Source organism: Nitrosomonas mobilis, assembly GCF_900103035.1.
GTDB lineage: Bacteria > Pseudomonadota > Gammaproteobacteria > Burkholderiales > Nitrosomonadaceae > Nitrosomonas > Nitrosomonas mobilis.
Map to the genome: position 1 here is coordinate 133,649 of NZ_FMWO01000020.1, position 16,445 is coordinate 150,093.

The window sequence follows — 16,445 nt, forward strand, 5'->3', positions numbered from 1 at the left end:
TGAATCAGACAACTGTTATTCAGGTCGAAGTGGACATTAAACAGAGGAATAACCATGCTGCAGATAGACAAATTAATTGTAGGATTTGATAATGCCTTGCGCACACTATTGGTGCCGGCGAATACATCGCGGCCTGTGCCAGGCGGACACTTGCCAGAAAATGAATTAAGTACATACGAGAAACGGCAATCTGCAGCACTGATGCGAATCAATCATGTTGGCGAGATATGCGCTCAGGCGCTTTATCAAGGACAAGCCTTAACCGCGCGTAATGAACGTGTTCAGGAGGCATTGAATCAGGCTGCGCGGGAAGAGACCGAGCATCTGGCCTGGACAGAACGGCGTATCGCCGAGCTAGGTGGGCGCAAGAGTCTGCTGAACCCTGTCTGGTATGGAGGGTCATTCATGCTTGGGCTGATCGCAGGTGCACTGGGGGATAAATGGAATTTAAGCTTCCTGGCCGAAACGGAGCGCCAGGTTGAGACGCATCTAGCGGGTCATTTAGAGCGACTGCCTTATCAGGATGAACGCAGTCGCGCGATTGTCGAGCAAATGAAAATTGACGAGGCTGGCCATGCCGACATGGCTGTCACGCATGGTGGGGGAGAGTTGCCGCTGCCTATTAAATTTACCATGAAGCTAAGCGCTAAAGTTATGACGCATACTGCTTATTGGGTTTAGAGGCACTCTTTAATAAAATATTTTTTTCTGAAGGAGAGATAGGAATGGAAAACGTCAATCTGACTGATCATTTTTTGATAGCCATGCCAAGCCTCGAAAATTCATTTTTTGCTAAGACTCTGACTTACATTTGCGAGCATAATGAAGATGGTGCGTTGGGGTTGATCGTTAATCGCCCAACTGATCTTTCAGTTGAAAAACTTTTGCAACATCTGGGTATCTCCCCGGGGGAATTAAGGGAAGGCTCATTACCGGTTTTGTTAGGTGGGCCAGTGCAGGTTGATGGTGGTTTTGTGCTGCATCAGCCAGTGGGGCTATGGCAATCTACCCTTTCTACCAATGCGACGACAGGACTGACCGCATCGATTGATATTTTGCAGGCAGTCGCCCATCATCAGGGACCAGACAAAATGTTGGTGACACTGGGTTATGCTGGTTGGGCTGCCGGGCAGCTTGAGCAAGAACTTGCCAAAAATGCCTGGCTGACCGTTCCAGCCTCGGCAGAAATTTTGTTTGAAATACCATCTGAAGAAAGACTACCTGCTGCGATGCAGCTCTTGGGTATCGACTTTTGTCATTTGTCCAATCAGGTTGGTCATGCATAATAATATTTCTCATCTGAGTAAAACGAACAAGCTGGCAGCCGGAGTATCAGTGTAGCGTGCGCTCATCCGGTACCGTGCTGGCTTTTGATTTTGGTGAACGGCGCATTGGAGTGGCAATTGGGGAATATGAGCTGCGACTGGCGCATCCCTTGACTACGATTGATGCGGTCATGACCAATATGCGCTTTGACGCTATCGCCAGGTTGATCGACGAGTGGCGACCTGTGTTGCTGGTTGTCGGATTGTCAGTGCACGCGGATGGTACGGAGCAGTCATTGACACCACTATGCGAACGTTTTTCCAGGCGGCTGCAAGGACGTTTCAAGCTGCCGGTCGCGCTGGTTGATGAGCGTTATACCACGATTACAGCTCGTTCTGCCCTGCAAGAGGCGGGTATAATAGGGCCAAAGCAGCGCACCATGATTGATCAGGTCGCAGCACAGCATATTCTTCAATCTTTTTTTGACACACCTGATGCTTCTTCCTGACGCAGAGCAACTACTGGCCGGATTGATTGAGCGTTTGCGGCCTGTTATTACGACTGATACAGTAATTGTCGGTATTCATACCGGAGGCGTCTGGCTTGCTCGGCGTATTCATGATGCGCTACATTTGTCTATGCCGATCGGAATGCTGGATATTTCCTTTTATAGGGATGATTACAGCAAAATCGGCCTGCATCCGCAGGTCAGACCCTCAGAGCTTCCTTTTAGCATAGAGGACAGAAAAATCCTGCTGGTAGATGATGTACTTTTTACGGGCAGGACAGTGCGTGCGGCGGTAAATGAGCTATTTGACTACGGTCGTCCTGCCTGTATTCATCTGGCGGTACTGGTGGACCGGGGCGGGCGGGAGCTGCCGATTAGTCCGCAATATACTGGCGCAGAATTATCCCTGCCGGGGAACAGTATGCTGGAACTCAAACAAAATGAAAATGATAGATTGAGTCTGGAATTACATCTGTCTAATATAAAAAATGACGCATGACTGGATGTCAAACTACAAATAGTGCTGGCTTATGAGCAGACACCCGCAGTTGAATGCAAGCGGTGAGTTGCGGCATTTACTGACCACGGAAGGGCTCTCTGCAACCATTCTGCAACAGATACTCGATACCGCGGAATCGTTTGTAGGTGTCACCGAGCGCGATGTCAAAAAAATCCCATTGTTGCGTGGCAAGTCGGTATTTAACCTGTTTTTCGAGCCCAGTACTCGTACACGTACCACGTTTGAGATTGCCGCCAAACGGCTTTCTGCAGATGTTATCAATCTGAATATGGCGGTCTCCTCGCAAACCAAAGGCGAGACATTGCTGGATACCGTCAATAATCTGGCCGCCATGCACGCTGATATTTTTGTAGTGCGTCATAATTTAAGTGGCGCCGCGCATCTGATCGCCCGCCATGTACGGCCAGAGATTCATGTCATCAATGCCGGTGATGGCTGGCATGCTCATCCTACCCAGGCATTGCTGGATATGTTCACGATTCGTCGCTATAAGCAGGATTTTCATGCGCTGCGTGTCGCCATTGTTGGTGACGTTTTGCATTCACGTGTGGCACGCTCCCAGATTCATGCGCTGACCACCCTGGGTGTGCCCGAGATTCGCGTCATTGCACCCAAAACCTTGCTGCCAGCAAAAATTGAGCGTCTGGGGGTGCATGTTTATCACGACATGTCGCAAGGGTTGAAAGATGTGGATGTGTTGATGATGCTGCGCTTGCAGCATGAGCGTATGCAATCCGCGCATTTGCCAAGCAGTGAGGAGTATTTCAAGTATTACGGCCTGACACCTCACAAACTCGCACTGGCTAAAGCAGATGCAATCGTTCTGCACCCTGGTCCGATGAACCGGGGTGTCGAAATTGATTCCGATGTCGCGGATGGCCCACAATCTGTGATTCTGCCGCAGGTGAATTTTGGTATCGCAGTACGTATGGCAGTCATGTCAATTCTCGCTGGCGCTCAAAGTTGATTACCATGAAAACTTGTATCCAGAATGGGCGATTGATCGATCCGCAAAGCAAAATGGATCAGGTAAATGATCTTTTTCTGGCGGATGGCAAAATTGTGGCAATAGGTGTCAGGCCGGATGGGTTTGCCGATTGCCAAAGAATCGATGCAACCGGTTTGATTGTATGTCCGGGTTTGATCGATCTGGCGGCACGCTTGCGCGAACCGGGTCTGGAATACATGGCTACCCTTGAATCGGAGCAGGAAGCTGCAGTTGCTGGCGGAGTGACGAGCCTTGCTTGTCCGCCGGACACCGATCCGCCGCTGGATGAGCCTGGGCTCGTGGAAATGCTTAAGCATCGTGCCAGAAATCTTGATCGGGCACAGGTGTATCCGGTAGGAGCTTTGACGCAGGGGCTCGAGGGTGAGCGTCTGACCGAAATGGCGGAGTTGCGCGATGCAGGTTGCATCGCATTCAGTCAGGCGGATGCGCCGATTGCCAATCTGCATGTGTTGATGCGCGCGATGCAATATGCTGCCACCTTTGGCTTCAAAGTGTGGTTGCGCCCGCAAGACCATCATCTGGCCAATCATGGTGTTGCGCATGAAGGTGAAGTTGCCACTCGTCTGGGATTGCCGATCATTTCTGTGAGTGCGGAGACTATCGCACTGGCCAATATCCTTGCGCTGATGAAAGAGACGGGCGCCAGCGTTCATTTTTGCCGTATCTCCAGCGCGGCCGGAGTAGCGATGCTGCGTGCTGCCAAACAGCAGGGACTGTCTCTGACTTGTGATGTCGCCATTCATCACGTTCACCTCATCGATATGGATATCGGATTTTTTGATACCAATTGCCGCCTGATTCCGCCACTCAGAAGTTTCGAGGATCGCGAAGCATTGCGCGCTGGTTTGCTGGATGGAACCATTGATGCAATTTGTTCGGATCATGCGCCAATAGATGATGATGCCAAACTAGTTCCATTTGCCCAGGCTGAGCCGGGGGCAACAGGTCTGGAGCTGCTTCTGCCGCTAACCCTAAAATGGGCGCGTGAAGCGCGTCTGCCACTGATTGAAGCCTTGGGGCGCATCACGAATCGTCCTGCACGTATTCTGGGTATTGAAGATGGGCGCTTGATTCCGGACGGACGTGCGGATTTGTGTGTGTTTGACCCTGAGCAGGACCGGGTAATAACAGCGCAGACACTTAAAAGTTTAGGGAAAAATACGCCCTTCATAGGCACGGAATTATGTGGGCAGGTCAAGTTTACCTTTATTGCCGGACATCTCGTCTATCGTGGATGATGCCGAGATGTTCATGATGTTCGTTTTTAATACCATTCTTCACTAAATATTGGACGATCTATGAGAAACCCGCTACTTGATTTTTCCGGTTTGCCACGTTTTGAGGCTATCCGCAACGAAGATATTACACCAGCAATAGATGAGCTGTTGCGCGATTGCCGCGTAGTGCTGGAAACAGCCAGGAAAGCCACTATTTCGCCAAACTGGCAGGATTTCGTACAGCCGATGGTTGATGTCAATGAACGCCTGGCACGTGCCTGGGGACAAATAGCGCATTTGAACGCTGTCGTAAATACCGCCGAGTTACGTGAAATTTATAATACCAATCTGCCTCATATTACTCAGTACTATGCCGAGTTATCCCAGGACCCGGTATTGTTTGCCAAATTCAGGCAAATGCATGAGAGTCCCGAATTCAATAATTTGAGTCAGGCACGTAAAAAAATTATTGAAAACCAGCTGCGTGATTTTCGCCTCGGTGGTGCAGAATTGCCGTCTGCTGATAAAGTCAGATTTATGCAGATTCAGGAGGAATTATCGGCGTTGAGCGCCAAATTCAGCGATCATCTGCTTGATGCAACCAATGCTTTTTCTCTGCTCATCGAACGCGAGGAGCAACTTGCTGGTATACCGGAGGATGTTCTGGAGGCAGCAAGACAAGCGGCGCAAGGTGATCCAGCGATTACAACCTCCGGTTGGAAATTTACCCTTCATGCCCCTTCTTATTTGCCAGTCATGCAATATGCGCACAATCGGGAGTTACGTGAACGAATGTACCGCGCTTACGCCACCCGTGCCAGTGAACTCGAAACACTGGCTGAAGGTGAAACCAGTCGCAACAATATGCCATTGATCCAGCAAATTCTGCGACTCCGCCAGGAAGAAGCCCGGTTGCTGGGTTATGATTGTTATGCACAGGTTTCACTTGCTTCCAAAATGGCACAGACTCCACAACAGATACTGGATTTCCTCAATGAGCTGGCAGCCAAGGCAAAGCCTTATGCTGTCAGGGATTTAGCTCAACTTAAGCAGTTTGCTACAGATAAGCTCAAGCTTAACGATCTGAAAGCCTGGGATATTGCCTATGTCAGTGAGAAACTGCGTATTGAGTGTTATGCTTTTTCTGATCAGGAGGTCAAACAGTATTTCCCGGAAAATAAGGTGCTGCCGGGCATGTTCAAGCTGGTCGAATCGCTTTATGGCATTCGCATTCAGGAGGCAGGCCAGCCTGCGCAACGTTGGCACGAAACTGTCAAGTTTTTTGATATTGTCGATAGCAAAGGAGAGATAATCGGGCAGTTTTACCTCGATCTTTATGCTCGCCCTGGCAAACGCGGTGGCGCCTGGATGGATGATGCCATCACACGCCGCCGCATTGAGGTGCCGGAAATCGGCCGCTCGGAGATTCAGACACCAGTTGCCTACCTCACCTGTAATTTCTCCACTCCGGTAACCATGGGTGGACACTTGCGTCCGGCCTTGTTTACCCATGATGAAGTCATTACTCTTTTTCACGAATTTGGTCATGGCCTGCATCATTTGCTCACCCAGATCGACGAGCTGGGGGTATCCGGTATTAATGGAGTGGAATGGGATGCCGTCGAATTACCCAGTCAATTCATGGAAAACTTCTGCTGGGAATGGGAAGTATTGCAAGACATGACTGCACATGTGGAAAGTGGATTGCCACTGCCGCGTGCGTTATTCGACAAAATACTCGCTGCCAGGAATTTTCAGAGCGGGTTGCAAACCTTGCGCCAGATTGAATTTGCACTATTTGACATGCATCTGCATACCGATTTTGACCCAGAGGGCAGTCAGACGGTTTTACAGCAACTGGATAAAATACGCCGCCAAGTGGCAGTCATCATTCCACCGGAATTTAACCGCTTTCCGAACAGCTTTGCGCATATCTTTGCAGGTGGATATGCTGCTGGCTATTACAGCTATAAATGGGCAGAGGTTTTGTCTGCTGATGCTTACAGCATGTTTGAGGAGAATGGAGCTGGTCAGGTAATCAACCAGCAGACCGGTGCGCGTTTCTGGAACGAAATTCTCGCGGTAGGCGGTAGCCGGTCTGCGCTGGAGTCATTTATTGCCTTTCGGGGACGTGAACCGAATATTGATGCGTTATTGCGTCATCATGGAATGGCGAATTAAAATTTGCAGCTCGTGCTGTACCTGCCGGCTGTTTTCTGCAGGCTGCAGGTATGCAGCTCGAGCCAGCGCACACAGAGAAAAATATGGTGCAATGTCAGGTTATTATTGGCTGGGGTGATACCGTGCTGTAGAAATCATGAACTTCACCGGATAAAAAACGGCGTACCCGAACCGCATACGCCGTCTCTTGATATGCTGCTGGATTCACTATAATACTCGAACATCCGGTAACGGAAAGCCATTGAAAGTAGTGGCGTAAGAAGTTGTATAAGCGCCGGTATTTGGAATAAAAATGAAATCGTTTTCCTGGAGATCGTTCGGCAGCATTTCTTCCTGCATCAGCACATCGACGGAATCACAGGTGGGGCCAGCGATTGACCAAGGTACTGATGAACCTTTCCGCTCGGTATGGATTTCGTAACGCAGCCCTTCACTGACTTCAATCAGGCCACCAAAAATTCCGGCATCCCAGTACATCCAGCGTTTGCCGTTACGGGTAGCGGTACCGACCACTCTGCACACGAAACAGGCTGAATCCGATACCAGGTAACGTCCCGGTTCGGCGATCACGCGAATATCTGCTGGCAGGTCTGCAATGGCTTCGTTGATTACTTCGGCAATCACCTCTATGGAGGGAATGGGCTTGGTATGCCGAACAGGGTAGCCGCCGCCGATATTCAGTAAGCGCGGTTTGAGTCCTGCGTTGCGCATCTCGGCGAACACTTGTTTGGCACGTTCGATGCCAACCCGCCAGTTCTGGGGATTACGACATTGGGAGCCCACATGAAAAGTCACACCGGCCAGATCTGCTTTCAATCGTACTGCTTCTTCGATAATTTCAGCAACATCGCCCAGGTGCGTACCAAATTTTCCGGCCAGTGGCCAGTCGCTGCCAATATTGGGTGTGTCGATGCGCAGATACAATTTGGCATCCGGCTTGATGGACACAATCTTGCGTAACTCCTCGACGCTATCCAGTACATACCATTCCACCCCTTTGGAGGCAGCATATTCCAGATATGCACGTGCTTTCATCGGGTTGCTATAAAAAATCTCTGTGGCAGGCACACCCAGCTGCATTAGCATATCCAGCTCGGCAATGGACGCAATCTCGAATCCTACCTGTTCCTCGATCATGGTTTTGAGTACATGCGGATCAGGATTAGCCTTGGCGGCATAGTGCGGATGTACACGCGGCAGGGCAGCCTTGAAACGTCTGGCTTTATTCCGGATGATGGCGGTATCGATCAGCAGGAAGGGTTTTTGATATCCTGTTGCAAGCGCAGCTTTGACTTGGGAGAAATCCAGGCGAACTTCTGGATGGGTATCAAAGATGGATTCGGATTTAGTTTGGGCTTGTCGCAAGGATGTGGCGGCAGTTTGTCTTTTCATGTTGGGTTCCTTTGGCTATCGCTACGTTTCGGGAATATGAATGTGAATCCAATCTGTTGAAATAAATAAATTTATCTTGCTTTTCATGATGACCTCCTTATTAACTTTATAGACTGCTAAAGGGTACGCATTATAATCCGCATTTTTTGAGAATCAAGTATTTAATAACGTCTGTAATATTGATTATATATCAGCATGTTGCATATTATCTCGTGACGCAGTTTTTCTTATGCTGCGAAATGGCTGTGTATTAGGTGATTATTTTCGAATTAGAAGTTGCGAAGCACTCAGCATAATGCCGCTCTATCGTTAACACGTAAGGAGCAAACATGAGTGAAGCAGCTGCAGCACCCAGTGCAGAAGGAAAAAAGAAGCCGTTCCTGATCATTCTGATTGCCTTGCTAGCTGTCGGTGTCGGAATCGGCGGCACTTGGTATTACATGAACAGTCAGCGAGTCGGTGAGGAAGAGGCCGCACCCGTCAAGAAACTCCCTGCCAAATTCATCAAGCTTGAGACATTCACGGTCAATCTTCAATCCGAGGATGATGATCCTCGCTATCTGCAGGTAGAGCTGGTGATTAAAGTCAATGAAACCGAGGTAGTCGATGTAATCGCCAGTAAGACTCCGGAAATCCGCAACCAGATTCTACTACTGCTTTCCAGCAAGAAACCAACTGAGATCTCCACGCTGGAGGGCAAGCAGCAACTCAGTCAGGATATCTCGGAGGTTATTAAGCAGAAAATTGAACCTGAAGCATTGCAGGCGGATATTCTGGACTTGCTGTTCACGTCTTTCATCATCCAGTAACCACGCATATCATGGCAGAGAATTTTCTCACTCAGGATGAAGTCGATGCCCTGTTGAATCACGACAGCATCAATCAAAGTGAGCATGACGCCAGCACAAGCAACAACCAAGGGGATACAGCAGGCGTACGTCCCTATAATATGGCGACGCAGGAACGTATCGTGCGCGGGCGCATGCCAACATTTGAAATCATTAACGCGCGCTTTGCCAGATTTCTGCAAACGGGGCTTTACAACCTGTTGCGCCGCCCGGCTGATATTTCCACCGGATCGGTCAAGACCGTCAAATATAACGAGTTTGTGCGTTCATTGGTTGTGCCCGCCAATCTTAATATGATCACCATGAAGCCATTACGCGGCAATGCCCTGATGGTGTTCGATCCTGATCTGATATTTCTGATTGTCGATAATCTGTTTGGTGGTGATGGCCGCTTTCACACCCGGGTCGAAGGACGGGAATTTACTCTGACCGAGCAGCGCATTATCCAACGGCTGTTGGAAGTGGTTTTTGAAGAATATGAAAAAGCATGGAAAGCGGTTCACCCGATCAAATTTGAATTCGTGCGTTCGGAGATGAATCCACAGTTTGCCAGTATTGCCACACCTGCTGAAATAGTGGTTACCACAACTTTTGAGCTGGATATTGGTGGCAATCGTGGAGAATTTCATATCTGCATTCCCTATACCATGCTGGAGCCGATTCGTGAACAACTCAACAGCAGCCTGCAAGGTGATCATCTCGAAGTAGACAAAAGCTGGATCAAATCCTTGGCCAAACGCGTTCAAGGCGCTGAAGTAGAATTAATTGCCAATCTGGGAAAAACCAACGTCACCTTTCACCAGATTCTAAATATGCAGAAGGGCGATGTCGTGCCACTCGATATTCCCGATATGGTTAGCGCAATGGTCGATGGTGTACCGGTAATGGAGTGCCATTACGGCATTCTCAATGGGCACTATGCTCTCAGAGTGAAAGCCATCCGTACCCAGAATGACAATGATTAAATCACCATCCCGGAGAACTAAATGAGCGAAGCTACCCTAACGGAACCAAAAGTTGCAGATGATGAATGGACGCGAGCCATGGAAGAGCAGAATGCAGGCACTATGGAATCATCTGATACTAATGAATCAGGCAGATCATCAGGCAGATCATCAGGCGAATCTGAAGCAGATACTTCGACCGCTACAGATACCGAACAGCCAGGCTCAGTGAGCAGCGAGGAATTAACCCGCTCCTCGGCTGTTTTTGAGCAATTTTCCAGAAATGGCGTTCTCAACGATACCCGCAACGACATCGATATGATTCTGGATATTCCGGTGCAACTGACTGTTGAGCTGGGACGAACCAAAATTGCTATTAAAAATTTGCTGCAACTGGCACAAGGTTCCGTTGTGGAGCTCGATGGCATGGCCGGTGAACCGATGGATGTGCTGGTAAATGGTTGTCTGATTGCACAAGGTGAAGTTGTTGTCGTCAATGAAAAATTTGGTATTCGCCTGACCGATATCATCACGCCCAGCGAACGTATTCGTAAACTCAACCGCTAACATCCATGTTTTATATTCGTTTACTGCCACTAGCAATGTCGTTGTCATCAACATTATCACAGGCGGAATCTGCGCAAGATCAGGGTTTTCCCCTTCCCCCGTCGGTCATCTCGACGGAAAGCATGCTGCAGCTGTTAATGGGCTTGTTGGTAGTGCTTACCCTGATTGGACTGCTCGCATGGTTATTCAAGAAATTTGGCGTTTATCCAGCCAATCAATCTGGTTTGATCAAAATCATTGCATCGGCAAGCGTCGGCCAGAGGGAGCGAATCGTGCTGACAGAAATCAATGGTACCTGGTTAATACTGGGTGTTGCGCCGGGTCATGTCAATCTGTTGCATCGTATCAACAAATCAGAAATCATCGCTCATTCCCCGGTCGATGCTGAAACAAAAGAAAGCTTTCCGGAAAAATTACGCGCAAATCTGCGACAAGATCATGCCCAATAATAGCCCTGTTTCAAAACTGACAGATAAAACCACTGGCATACTCCGTATAAACAGGCATAGCATCATAAGAGCCTGCATTTTGTTGGGAGCCGGGATGGCACTGCCAGCATGGGCGCAACAAACCGGGTTGTCGGCCATTACCAGCGCACCTGGACCGGATGGTGCAACCACTTATACCCTTAGCTTACAAGCACTGCTGTTACTGACCTCTTTGACATTTTTACCGGCGATTGTGTTGATGATGTCGAGTTTTACCCGGATCATCATTGTCCTGTCACTGCTACGTCAAGCACTTGGTACGCAAACTTCTCCTTCCAATCAGGTTTTGATCGGGCTGGCTTTATTTCTCTCATTTTTTATCATGTCTCCGGTCATCGACCGCATTTATGCCGAGGCTTATCTGCCCTTTACCGAAGATAAGATCAATATCATGGAGGCAGTTGATCAAGCGAGTGATCCTCTTAGAACTTTCATGCTGCGTCAGACGCGCGAAACTGATCTTGCCTTGTTTGCCAGAATCTCAGGTCATGAAGAAATTGAAACTCCTGAACAGGTGCCGATGAAAATCCTGGTACCTGCTTATGTCACCAGTGAGCTGAAAACAGCCTTTCAGATCGGATTCGTCGTATTTATTCCATTCCTGATCATAGATATGGTGGTAGCGAGTATTCTGATGGCAATGGGGATGATGATGCTCTCTCCGATGATCATCTCGTTGCCGTTCAAACTGATGTTGTTCGTGCTGGCCGATGGTTGGCATCTGTTGATTGGCTCACTGACTCAGAGCTTTTACGTTTGAAGGAGTAATTCAATGAGTCCAGAATACGCCATGAACATAGGTCGTCAGGCCATGGAAATCACTTTGCTGATTTCTGCTCCCATTCTGCTGACCGCGCTGGCAGTCGGTCTGATTGTGAGTATTTTTCAGGCAGCCACACAGATTAATGAGATGACGTTATCCTTCATTCCCAAATTGCTCGCCATGTTTCTTGCCCTGACATTTGCCGGACCCTGGATGCTGCAGTTAATGCTGGACTATATTAGCAGGCTGTACGCTACTATTCCGTGGATAGCTGCCGGCTAGTCCAGCCGGATCATGACTGATCATGCTCAGCATCACCACTGCAGAGCTGAATGGCTGGATGGCCAGTCTGATATGGCCATTAACTCGAATACTTGCTCTGATCGCCAGTGCGCCGTTACTGGGCAGCAGCAGTATTCCTGCCCAGGTAAAACTGGGACTGGCCGTCATGCTGGCCATACTGATCGCCCCTACGCTCCCCACGCTTCCCCTGATTGATCCAGGCTCAGGCGCTGGATTCATCATTGTACTGCAGCAGATCGTAATCGGACTGGCCATGGGTTTTGCCATGCGCATCGTTTTTAGTGCGGTGGAAGCAGCTGGCGAAATCGTCGGTTTGCAAATGGGGTTGGGATTCGCCACTTTTTTTGACCCACAGCAATCAGGTCAGATGCAATTGATCGGTCGCTTCTTCGGCCTGTTTGCCACGCTTGTCTTTCTGGCTATCGACGGACATTTACAGCTGATCGCCTTGCTTGTACAAAGTTTCGCCATTCTGCCGATCGGCATGGTGGGCATCCCTTCGCCGACATTTGTCACGCTCGCCAACTGGGGTGCGGAAATCTTCATGATGGGATTACGTCTGGCACTACCCGTCCTGACTGCATTGCTAGCGACCAATCTGGCATTGGGCGTTCTTACACGCGCCGCACCGCAGTTAAATATATTTGCGGTTGGTTTTCCTTTGACACTTTCCATCGGTCTATTGATGATATCGTTGAGCTTGCCCTATTTCACTCCAGTTCTTAACCAGATGTTTTCAGACGGGTTTGCCTTGGTTAGCGCGCTGATTGGTGCAGATGCGCCCGCAGAATCCCGCTGACACGTTGTTCTTCGTGAAAATTAGGCGGATTTAACCTGTTTCTTCATTCGATTATCGTGAATACATTAGCGATACAGTAGTAACCATTCGAGTAATCAACAACCAGAATTCCATGCACTCATCCATCGGAGCAATGTAATCACTATGACATTCAAGTCCCGCTTCAAATCGATATTGAATATCTCACCCTCAGCAGAGGAAGAGAACCAGCAATCCAACGTCATTGCTTTCGATACTGGCAAAACTTTGTCTTCTCCGGAACAATTGCTTGAACCAGTTTCATCCATGCATGCCGAATATGATTTTCTGGAGCATGATCTCGATGACCAGCGCTTTGGTGAAGACCTGGCCATTCAGGAAGCCAAGCATCGCATTGAAACAGAAGCCAGGGCACGTGTTACTGCTGAAGCACGCGCCAGGGTTGAAGCGAGCGCTCGGCTGGCTGCGGAAGCCAGAATCAAGGCCGAGACTGCGGCAACTGACGAGGCCAGAGCGCGTGCACGCGCCGAAACCCTTGCAGCCAGAGATGCTCAGGCACGTCAGCTACTGGAAGCAAAATTACGCCAGACGATCGAAAACGGTATGCGGGCCGAAAAGGAAATTATTGCAAACTTGCGTGCCAAGGTAGAGGCCGAAACTTTGACGGCTGAGAAGGCTATGCAGCGTGCGCAGGAAGAGGCCAGGACGCTGGAACAGGCGCGCGCCAGAGAACTTGCTGAAGAACAGGCAATGGAAGCCGCTATTGCCAGAAGAAAACTCGATGAAGAAGCGCATGCCGCGGCACTTTGTGCAAACGAAGCAGAAGCTCGGGCAAATGCCTTGGCACGTGCAAAAATTGAAGCATCGGAAAAGCTGATCGCCTTGGCGGCTTCCCGATCTGCTGCTGAGCAGCAGGCGTTAGTAGAAATTCAGCAGCGAGAAACAGCTGAGACTACGTTGGAAGCGAAAACACGTGAGCGCTTGAGTGCCGAAATACTCGCCAGGGAAACCGAAGAACAAAAACTGGCTGCAGAAACGAGAGCCACCGAGGAGGCAAAAGCCCGGCAGGAGATGGACCTGGCCGCCAAACTGGCTGCAGAACAACGCACACTGACTGAATCCGAAGCAGCCGCAGCCGCCCGGGAGAGAATCAATGCCGAGAATGAAGCCAGATCCGTTGCCGAAAAACTAGTACAGACTGAGAAAGCGGCTGCCCAAGCAATCGCTGAGCGCACCCTCGCAGACAAACAATTATTATTGGTAACGGAATCACGTCTGGCGGCAGAGGAATCTGCCAAGGCGGCGGCTGAAACACAGATACAGGCAGAGCAACAAGAGATCGCAATACAGCAGGCTAAAACTATTGCAGCCAAAGCCGCAACAGATGCTGTTCGCGAAAGAATCAAGGCGCAACAGGACGCTATCAAACAGGCACGCGCCAGAGCGATCATTGAGGCAACCGTCAAACAAACCGCCGAAAACAAGGTTGTAGCCGAGAGACAGGCAATGGCACTGGCCGAAGAGCGCACACACATTGATAAACTGGTTGAAAAGGCGGCTCAGGATCTGGCTGAAACCGAAGCCAGAAAACTGGAAAATGCTAGAAAAAAACTAGCTGCTATCCAGCAAGCCAGAATTGAACGAGCCACCCGTCAGGAAATGGAGCAAAAAATGGCCGATCTGTCTGCAGTCATCGCCCAGAATCAAATAATTGCAACCACTAAAGCTGAAGCGAAACTCGGTGAGCTGGAAAAAATTGCTGCTGCCGCTTCCTGCCGGGCAAAAGCCGAAGCGTCGGCTCTGGCAGCAATTCAAGCCAGAATAGAAAAAGATGCATTGGCCGTTGAACGCGCTATCGAGCGCGAAGCTGTCGAAGCCATGGCGATGCAAACCACTTTAGCTCGTATTGAGGCAGATAATGCAGCCATTACACTTGCCAGCAAAAAAATTCAAACCGGGATTTCTGAAGCGGCAGCCATACATAGCCGTCTTGAGGAATTAGCAAACGAACAGAATGATGACCAGGATGAGAATTATGTCGCTACTGATGAATTATCAGAAGATGCAGAGGCGACTGCAAATACTTTTGTTGATCGGCCAACATCCGATGAGCAGTTTACTGTTATCGAAACTGAGCGGAGTGATGGTCAGAACTTGAGTGATGATGAACCGGCCAATGCAATGGTTGCCGGATCTGAGCTCACGGAAAATTTCCAGAATCACCACGCAGCGCCTATCCAGAAATAGAACCTTGTCAAAGGATAGGGTTACTCGGCTTGATAGAGGTGCGAATCTTTATCAATCAAGCGCATAAGAATCTGGTGGAGGAGGCCGCCGAGACTGCTGTTGCCGTGTATACACTGGAGCAACCAGCATTTGGTAAGGTGTGCGTTTCCAACAAATTCAGGAAACGCTTGCCCTCGCTGGAACGCCATGTGGCTGGAACTGGTCCGGTGCTGACCGAGGCGCAGGTACAGGCGTTGGAGAAGAAGCAGGAAAACGATGTAGTCTTTGGTGAGATCGAGGTAGCCTGGATGCCGCTGAGTTGGTGTCACATATTTTATGCTGCCATGGCGATAACAATTGTTATACCCTCTCAATAAAATACAGCATCCATTGGCATGCCTCGTCAAGATTTTCAAAGAAAATCTCTACCCAGGTGTGAATTGGAACCAGAATTGAATCAGGAATTGTGTTCAGTGTAAAGAGTACTGATGAAGTTCAGGTATGGGCCTTTGTCGCACCTGTCCTGATATTTCTCAGGTAAAGTTGCAAATACAATTTGCAATATTTAAATGTCACAGGATCTCCATCTTTGGCGCGTACCTTCGGTATCCTAACCGTGACAGGCTCTATACCTGTTTGGGCACCTCGAATAACCCGAGGTTTTCAGTAAATCCTGCCGCAAAATGATGACCGCGGCCGAATTCGGTTCGATTTCCATGACAAATCGCCGCTTTTCCTGGCGATGTCGCGCCGTTTTTACCTCGAATCGCCCAGGACATTGGCGATTAGGCCCATTTCGGGTGTCACAAGGCCCTGATTCCTGTCTCTTCGAAGTAGACCAGTCGCTTCAGGTTGTAGCAGGCTGCCACCATCGTCATCGCAAAGTTGGCCCGCGCCTGACCGATAGTGCGCAGCAACTTGCCGCCCATCTGCTCGATAGCGCCGAACACGTGCTCGACTCGTGCGCGCGTCTTGGCAATACGTTTGTTGCGTCGCTGCTGGCACTCGGACAGCAGCTTGTTGCGCTTGCCCTTCCGCTGAATCTGGTTTCGGAAACCGTTCTCCTTGAGCCAGGCTTCGCGCTCCTCCGACGGGTAGCCTCGATCGGCATAGACATCACGACTCGTGTTGCTCGTGTCAAAGACGTTGTCAAAGTGCTGGCTATCGTGCGTGGAGGCGGTATCGGTCTCAATCCGGCGGATGATCTTGTGCTTCTTGTCGACACTGATTGACAGCTTGTAGCCGAAGTGGCTCTTGCCGTGTTTCTTCGTCCAGGTCGCGTCGGTGTCCTTCTGGCGCCGCTTCGCCGGCTTCCAGTCGGCGGGCATCGCGCCTTGCTTGATGAGTCCTTTCTCGCCTCGGCTGTTGTGCTGCCTGGGCGTCGGCACCAGCGTGGCGTCGATGATCTGACCGCCACGCGCGATGAATCCATGTT

The 16,445-nt window shown here is 49.8% G+C and carries 17 protein-coding genes and 1 pseudogene; 16 read left to right on the forward strand and 2 right to left on the reverse strand.

From position 1 onward, the window contains the following. The first annotated feature begins 54 nt into the window (after positions 1–54). Genes coq7 through NSMM_RS01305 form a run of 7 tightly spaced genes read left to right on the forward strand, consistent with a single transcriptional unit; the run spans position 55 to position 6,701 of the window. Positions 55–681 (forward strand): 2-polyprenyl-3-methyl-6-methoxy-1,4-benzoquinone monooxygenase, encoded by a 627-nt coding sequence (coq7, locus tag NSMM_RS01275; protein WP_090283818.1) that lies wholly within the window; start codon positions 55–57, stop codon positions 679–681. Between the two features lie 44 nt (positions 682–725). Continuing rightward, positions 726–1,286 (forward strand): YqgE/AlgH family protein, encoded by a 561-nt coding sequence (locus NSMM_RS01280; RefSeq protein ID WP_090283820.1) that lies wholly within the window; start codon positions 726–728, stop codon positions 1,284–1,286. Positions 1,287–1,342: 56 nt separating this feature from the next. Continuing rightward, positions 1,343–1,774: a Holliday junction resolvase RuvX gene (gene ruvX / locus NSMM_RS01285; protein WP_090283822.1), complete on the forward strand. Its 432-nt coding sequence runs from the start codon at positions 1,343–1,345 to the stop codon at positions 1,772–1,774. After that, positions 1,761–2,273 (forward strand): bifunctional pyr operon transcriptional regulator/uracil phosphoribosyltransferase PyrR, encoded by a 513-nt coding sequence (gene pyrR, locus NSMM_RS01290; protein WP_090283824.1) that lies wholly within the window; start codon positions 1,761–1,763, stop codon positions 2,271–2,273. Before ruvX ends, pyrR begins: the two co-directional genes overlap by 14 nt. A 31-nt stretch (positions 2,274–2,304) precedes the next feature. Further along, positions 2,305–3,261 carry an aspartate carbamoyltransferase catalytic subunit gene (locus NSMM_RS01295; protein WP_090283825.1) on the forward strand — a complete coding sequence of 319 codons (957 nt, stop codon included), beginning with the start codon at positions 2,305–2,307 and terminating at the stop codon, positions 3,259–3,261. Positions 3,262–3,266: 5 nt separating this feature from the next. Further along, positions 3,267–4,541 (forward strand): dihydroorotase, encoded by a 1,275-nt coding sequence (locus NSMM_RS01300; RefSeq protein WP_090283876.1) that lies wholly within the window; start codon positions 3,267–3,269, stop codon positions 4,539–4,541. Positions 4,542–4,601: 60 nt separating this feature from the next. Next, positions 4,602–6,701, forward strand: coding sequence for a M3 family metallopeptidase (locus tag NSMM_RS01305; RefSeq protein WP_090283827.1), 2,100 nt, complete (start codon positions 4,602–4,604; stop codon positions 6,699–6,701). A gap of 207 nt (positions 6,702–6,908) precedes the next feature. Here NSMM_RS01305 and NSMM_RS01310 read toward each other — a convergent pair whose 3' ends face one another. Further along, positions 6,909–8,093 carry a type III PLP-dependent enzyme gene (locus NSMM_RS01310; protein ID WP_090283829.1) on the reverse strand — a complete coding sequence of 395 codons (1,185 nt, stop codon included), beginning with the start codon at positions 8,091–8,093 and terminating at the stop codon, positions 6,909–6,911. Between the two features lie 329 nt (positions 8,094–8,422). On the opposite strand from NSMM_RS01310, the gene fliL reads away from it, so the two are divergent. The 9 genes and pseudogenes from fliL to NSMM_RS01355 all read left to right on the forward strand — a co-directional run. Further along, a complete protein-coding gene (gene fliL, locus NSMM_RS01315; RefSeq protein ID WP_090283831.1) occupies positions 8,423–8,902 on the forward strand; it encodes a flagellar basal body-associated protein FliL in 480 nt (159 codons plus the stop codon). Positions 8,903–8,913: 11 nt separating this feature from the next. Continuing rightward, complete coding sequence (gene fliM, locus NSMM_RS01320) at positions 8,914–9,906, forward strand: flagellar motor switch protein FliM (RefSeq protein ID WP_090283833.1); 993 nt, start codon at positions 8,914–8,916, stop codon at positions 9,904–9,906. 102 nt (positions 9,907–10,008) lie between these two features. Further along, positions 10,009–10,452 (forward strand): flagellar motor switch protein FliN, encoded by a 444-nt coding sequence (gene fliN / locus NSMM_RS01325; RefSeq protein WP_425412344.1) that lies wholly within the window; start codon positions 10,009–10,011, stop codon positions 10,450–10,452. A 5-nt stretch (positions 10,453–10,457) separates the two neighbouring features. Further along, entirely contained in the window at positions 10,458–10,901 is a 444-nt protein-coding gene (fliO, locus tag NSMM_RS01330; RefSeq protein ID WP_090283837.1) for a flagellar biosynthetic protein FliO, read from the forward strand. Positions 10,902–10,995: 94 nt separating this feature from the next. Then, the gene (gene fliP / locus NSMM_RS01335) at positions 10,996–11,700 is read left to right on the forward strand and encodes a flagellar type III secretion system pore protein FliP (RefSeq protein WP_143001815.1); all 705 of its coding nucleotides are present in this window, start codon (positions 10,996–10,998) and stop codon (positions 11,698–11,700) included. 12 nt (positions 11,701–11,712) lie between these two features. Next, positions 11,713–11,985, forward strand: coding sequence for a flagellar biosynthesis protein FliQ (fliQ, locus tag NSMM_RS01340; RefSeq protein WP_090283841.1), 273 nt, complete (start codon positions 11,713–11,715; stop codon positions 11,983–11,985). Positions 11,986–12,007: 22 nt separating this feature from the next. Continuing rightward, a complete protein-coding gene (gene fliR / locus NSMM_RS01345) occupies positions 12,008–12,805 on the forward strand; it encodes a flagellar biosynthetic protein FliR (RefSeq protein WP_090283843.1) in 798 nt (265 codons plus the stop codon). Between the two features lie 144 nt (positions 12,806–12,949). Beyond that, entirely contained in the window at positions 12,950–15,031 is a 2,082-nt protein-coding gene (locus tag NSMM_RS01350) for a coiled-coil domain-containing protein (RefSeq protein ID WP_090283845.1), read from the forward strand. Positions 15,032–15,096: 65 nt separating this feature from the next. After that, a pseudogene (locus tag NSMM_RS01355) lies at positions 15,097–15,315 on the forward strand (IS481 family transposase); the annotation flags it as partial. 498 nt (positions 15,316–15,813) lie between these two features. Here NSMM_RS01355 and NSMM_RS01360 read toward each other — a convergent pair. Beyond that, on the reverse strand, positions 15,814–16,445 hold a 632-nt coding region (locus tag NSMM_RS01360; RefSeq protein WP_143001817.1), incomplete at its 5' end, for an IS5 family transposase.

What these genes read in the sequence shown, in the direction of transcription:
- NSMM_RS01280 (WP_090283820.1), top strand. Translation starts at nt 726, where the DNA reads ATGGAAAACGTCAATCTGACTGATCATTTTTTGATAGCCATGCCAAGC.
- NSMM_RS01295 (WP_090283825.1), top strand. Translation starts at nt 2,305, where the DNA reads ATGAGCAGACACCCGCAGTTGAATGCAAGCGGTGAGTTGCGGCATTTA.
- fliR (WP_090283843.1), top strand. Translation starts at nt 12,008, where the DNA reads ATGCTCAGCATCACCACTGCAGAGCTGAATGGCTGGATGGCCAGTCTG.
- fliM (WP_090283833.1), top strand. Translation starts at nt 8,914, where the DNA reads ATGGCAGAGAATTTTCTCACTCAGGATGAAGTCGATGCCCTGTTGAAT.
- fliO (WP_090283837.1), top strand. Translation starts at nt 10,458, where the DNA reads ATGTTTTATATTCGTTTACTGCCACTAGCAATGTCGTTGTCATCAACA.
- NSMM_RS01350 (WP_090283845.1), top strand. Translation starts at nt 12,950, where the DNA reads ATGACATTCAAGTCCCGCTTCAAATCGATATTGAATATCTCACCCTCA.
- NSMM_RS01305 (WP_090283827.1), top strand. Translation starts at nt 4,602, where the DNA reads ATGAGAAACCCGCTACTTGATTTTTCCGGTTTGCCACGTTTTGAGGCT.
- fliL (WP_090283831.1), top strand. Translation starts at nt 8,423, where the DNA reads ATGAGTGAAGCAGCTGCAGCACCCAGTGCAGAAGGAAAAAAGAAGCCG.
- fliN (WP_425412344.1), top strand. Translation starts at nt 10,009, where the DNA reads ATGGAATCATCTGATACTAATGAATCAGGCAGATCATCAGGCAGATCA.
- fliQ (WP_090283841.1), top strand. Translation starts at nt 11,713, where the DNA reads ATGAGTCCAGAATACGCCATGAACATAGGTCGTCAGGCCATGGAAATC.
- fliP (WP_143001815.1), top strand. Translation starts at nt 10,996, where the DNA reads ATGGCACTGCCAGCATGGGCGCAACAAACCGGGTTGTCGGCCATTACC.
- coq7 (WP_090283818.1), top strand. Translation starts at nt 55, where the DNA reads ATGCTGCAGATAGACAAATTAATTGTAGGATTTGATAATGCCTTGCGC.
- NSMM_RS01310 (WP_090283829.1), bottom strand. Translation starts at nt 8,093, where the DNA reads ATGAAAAGACAAACTGCCGCCACATCCTTGCGACAAGCCCAAACTAAA.
- pyrR (WP_090283824.1), top strand. Translation starts at nt 1,761, where the DNA reads ATGCTTCTTCCTGACGCAGAGCAACTACTGGCCGGATTGATTGAGCGT.
- NSMM_RS01300 (WP_090283876.1), top strand. Translation starts at nt 3,267, where the DNA reads ATGAAAACTTGTATCCAGAATGGGCGATTGATCGATCCGCAAAGCAAA.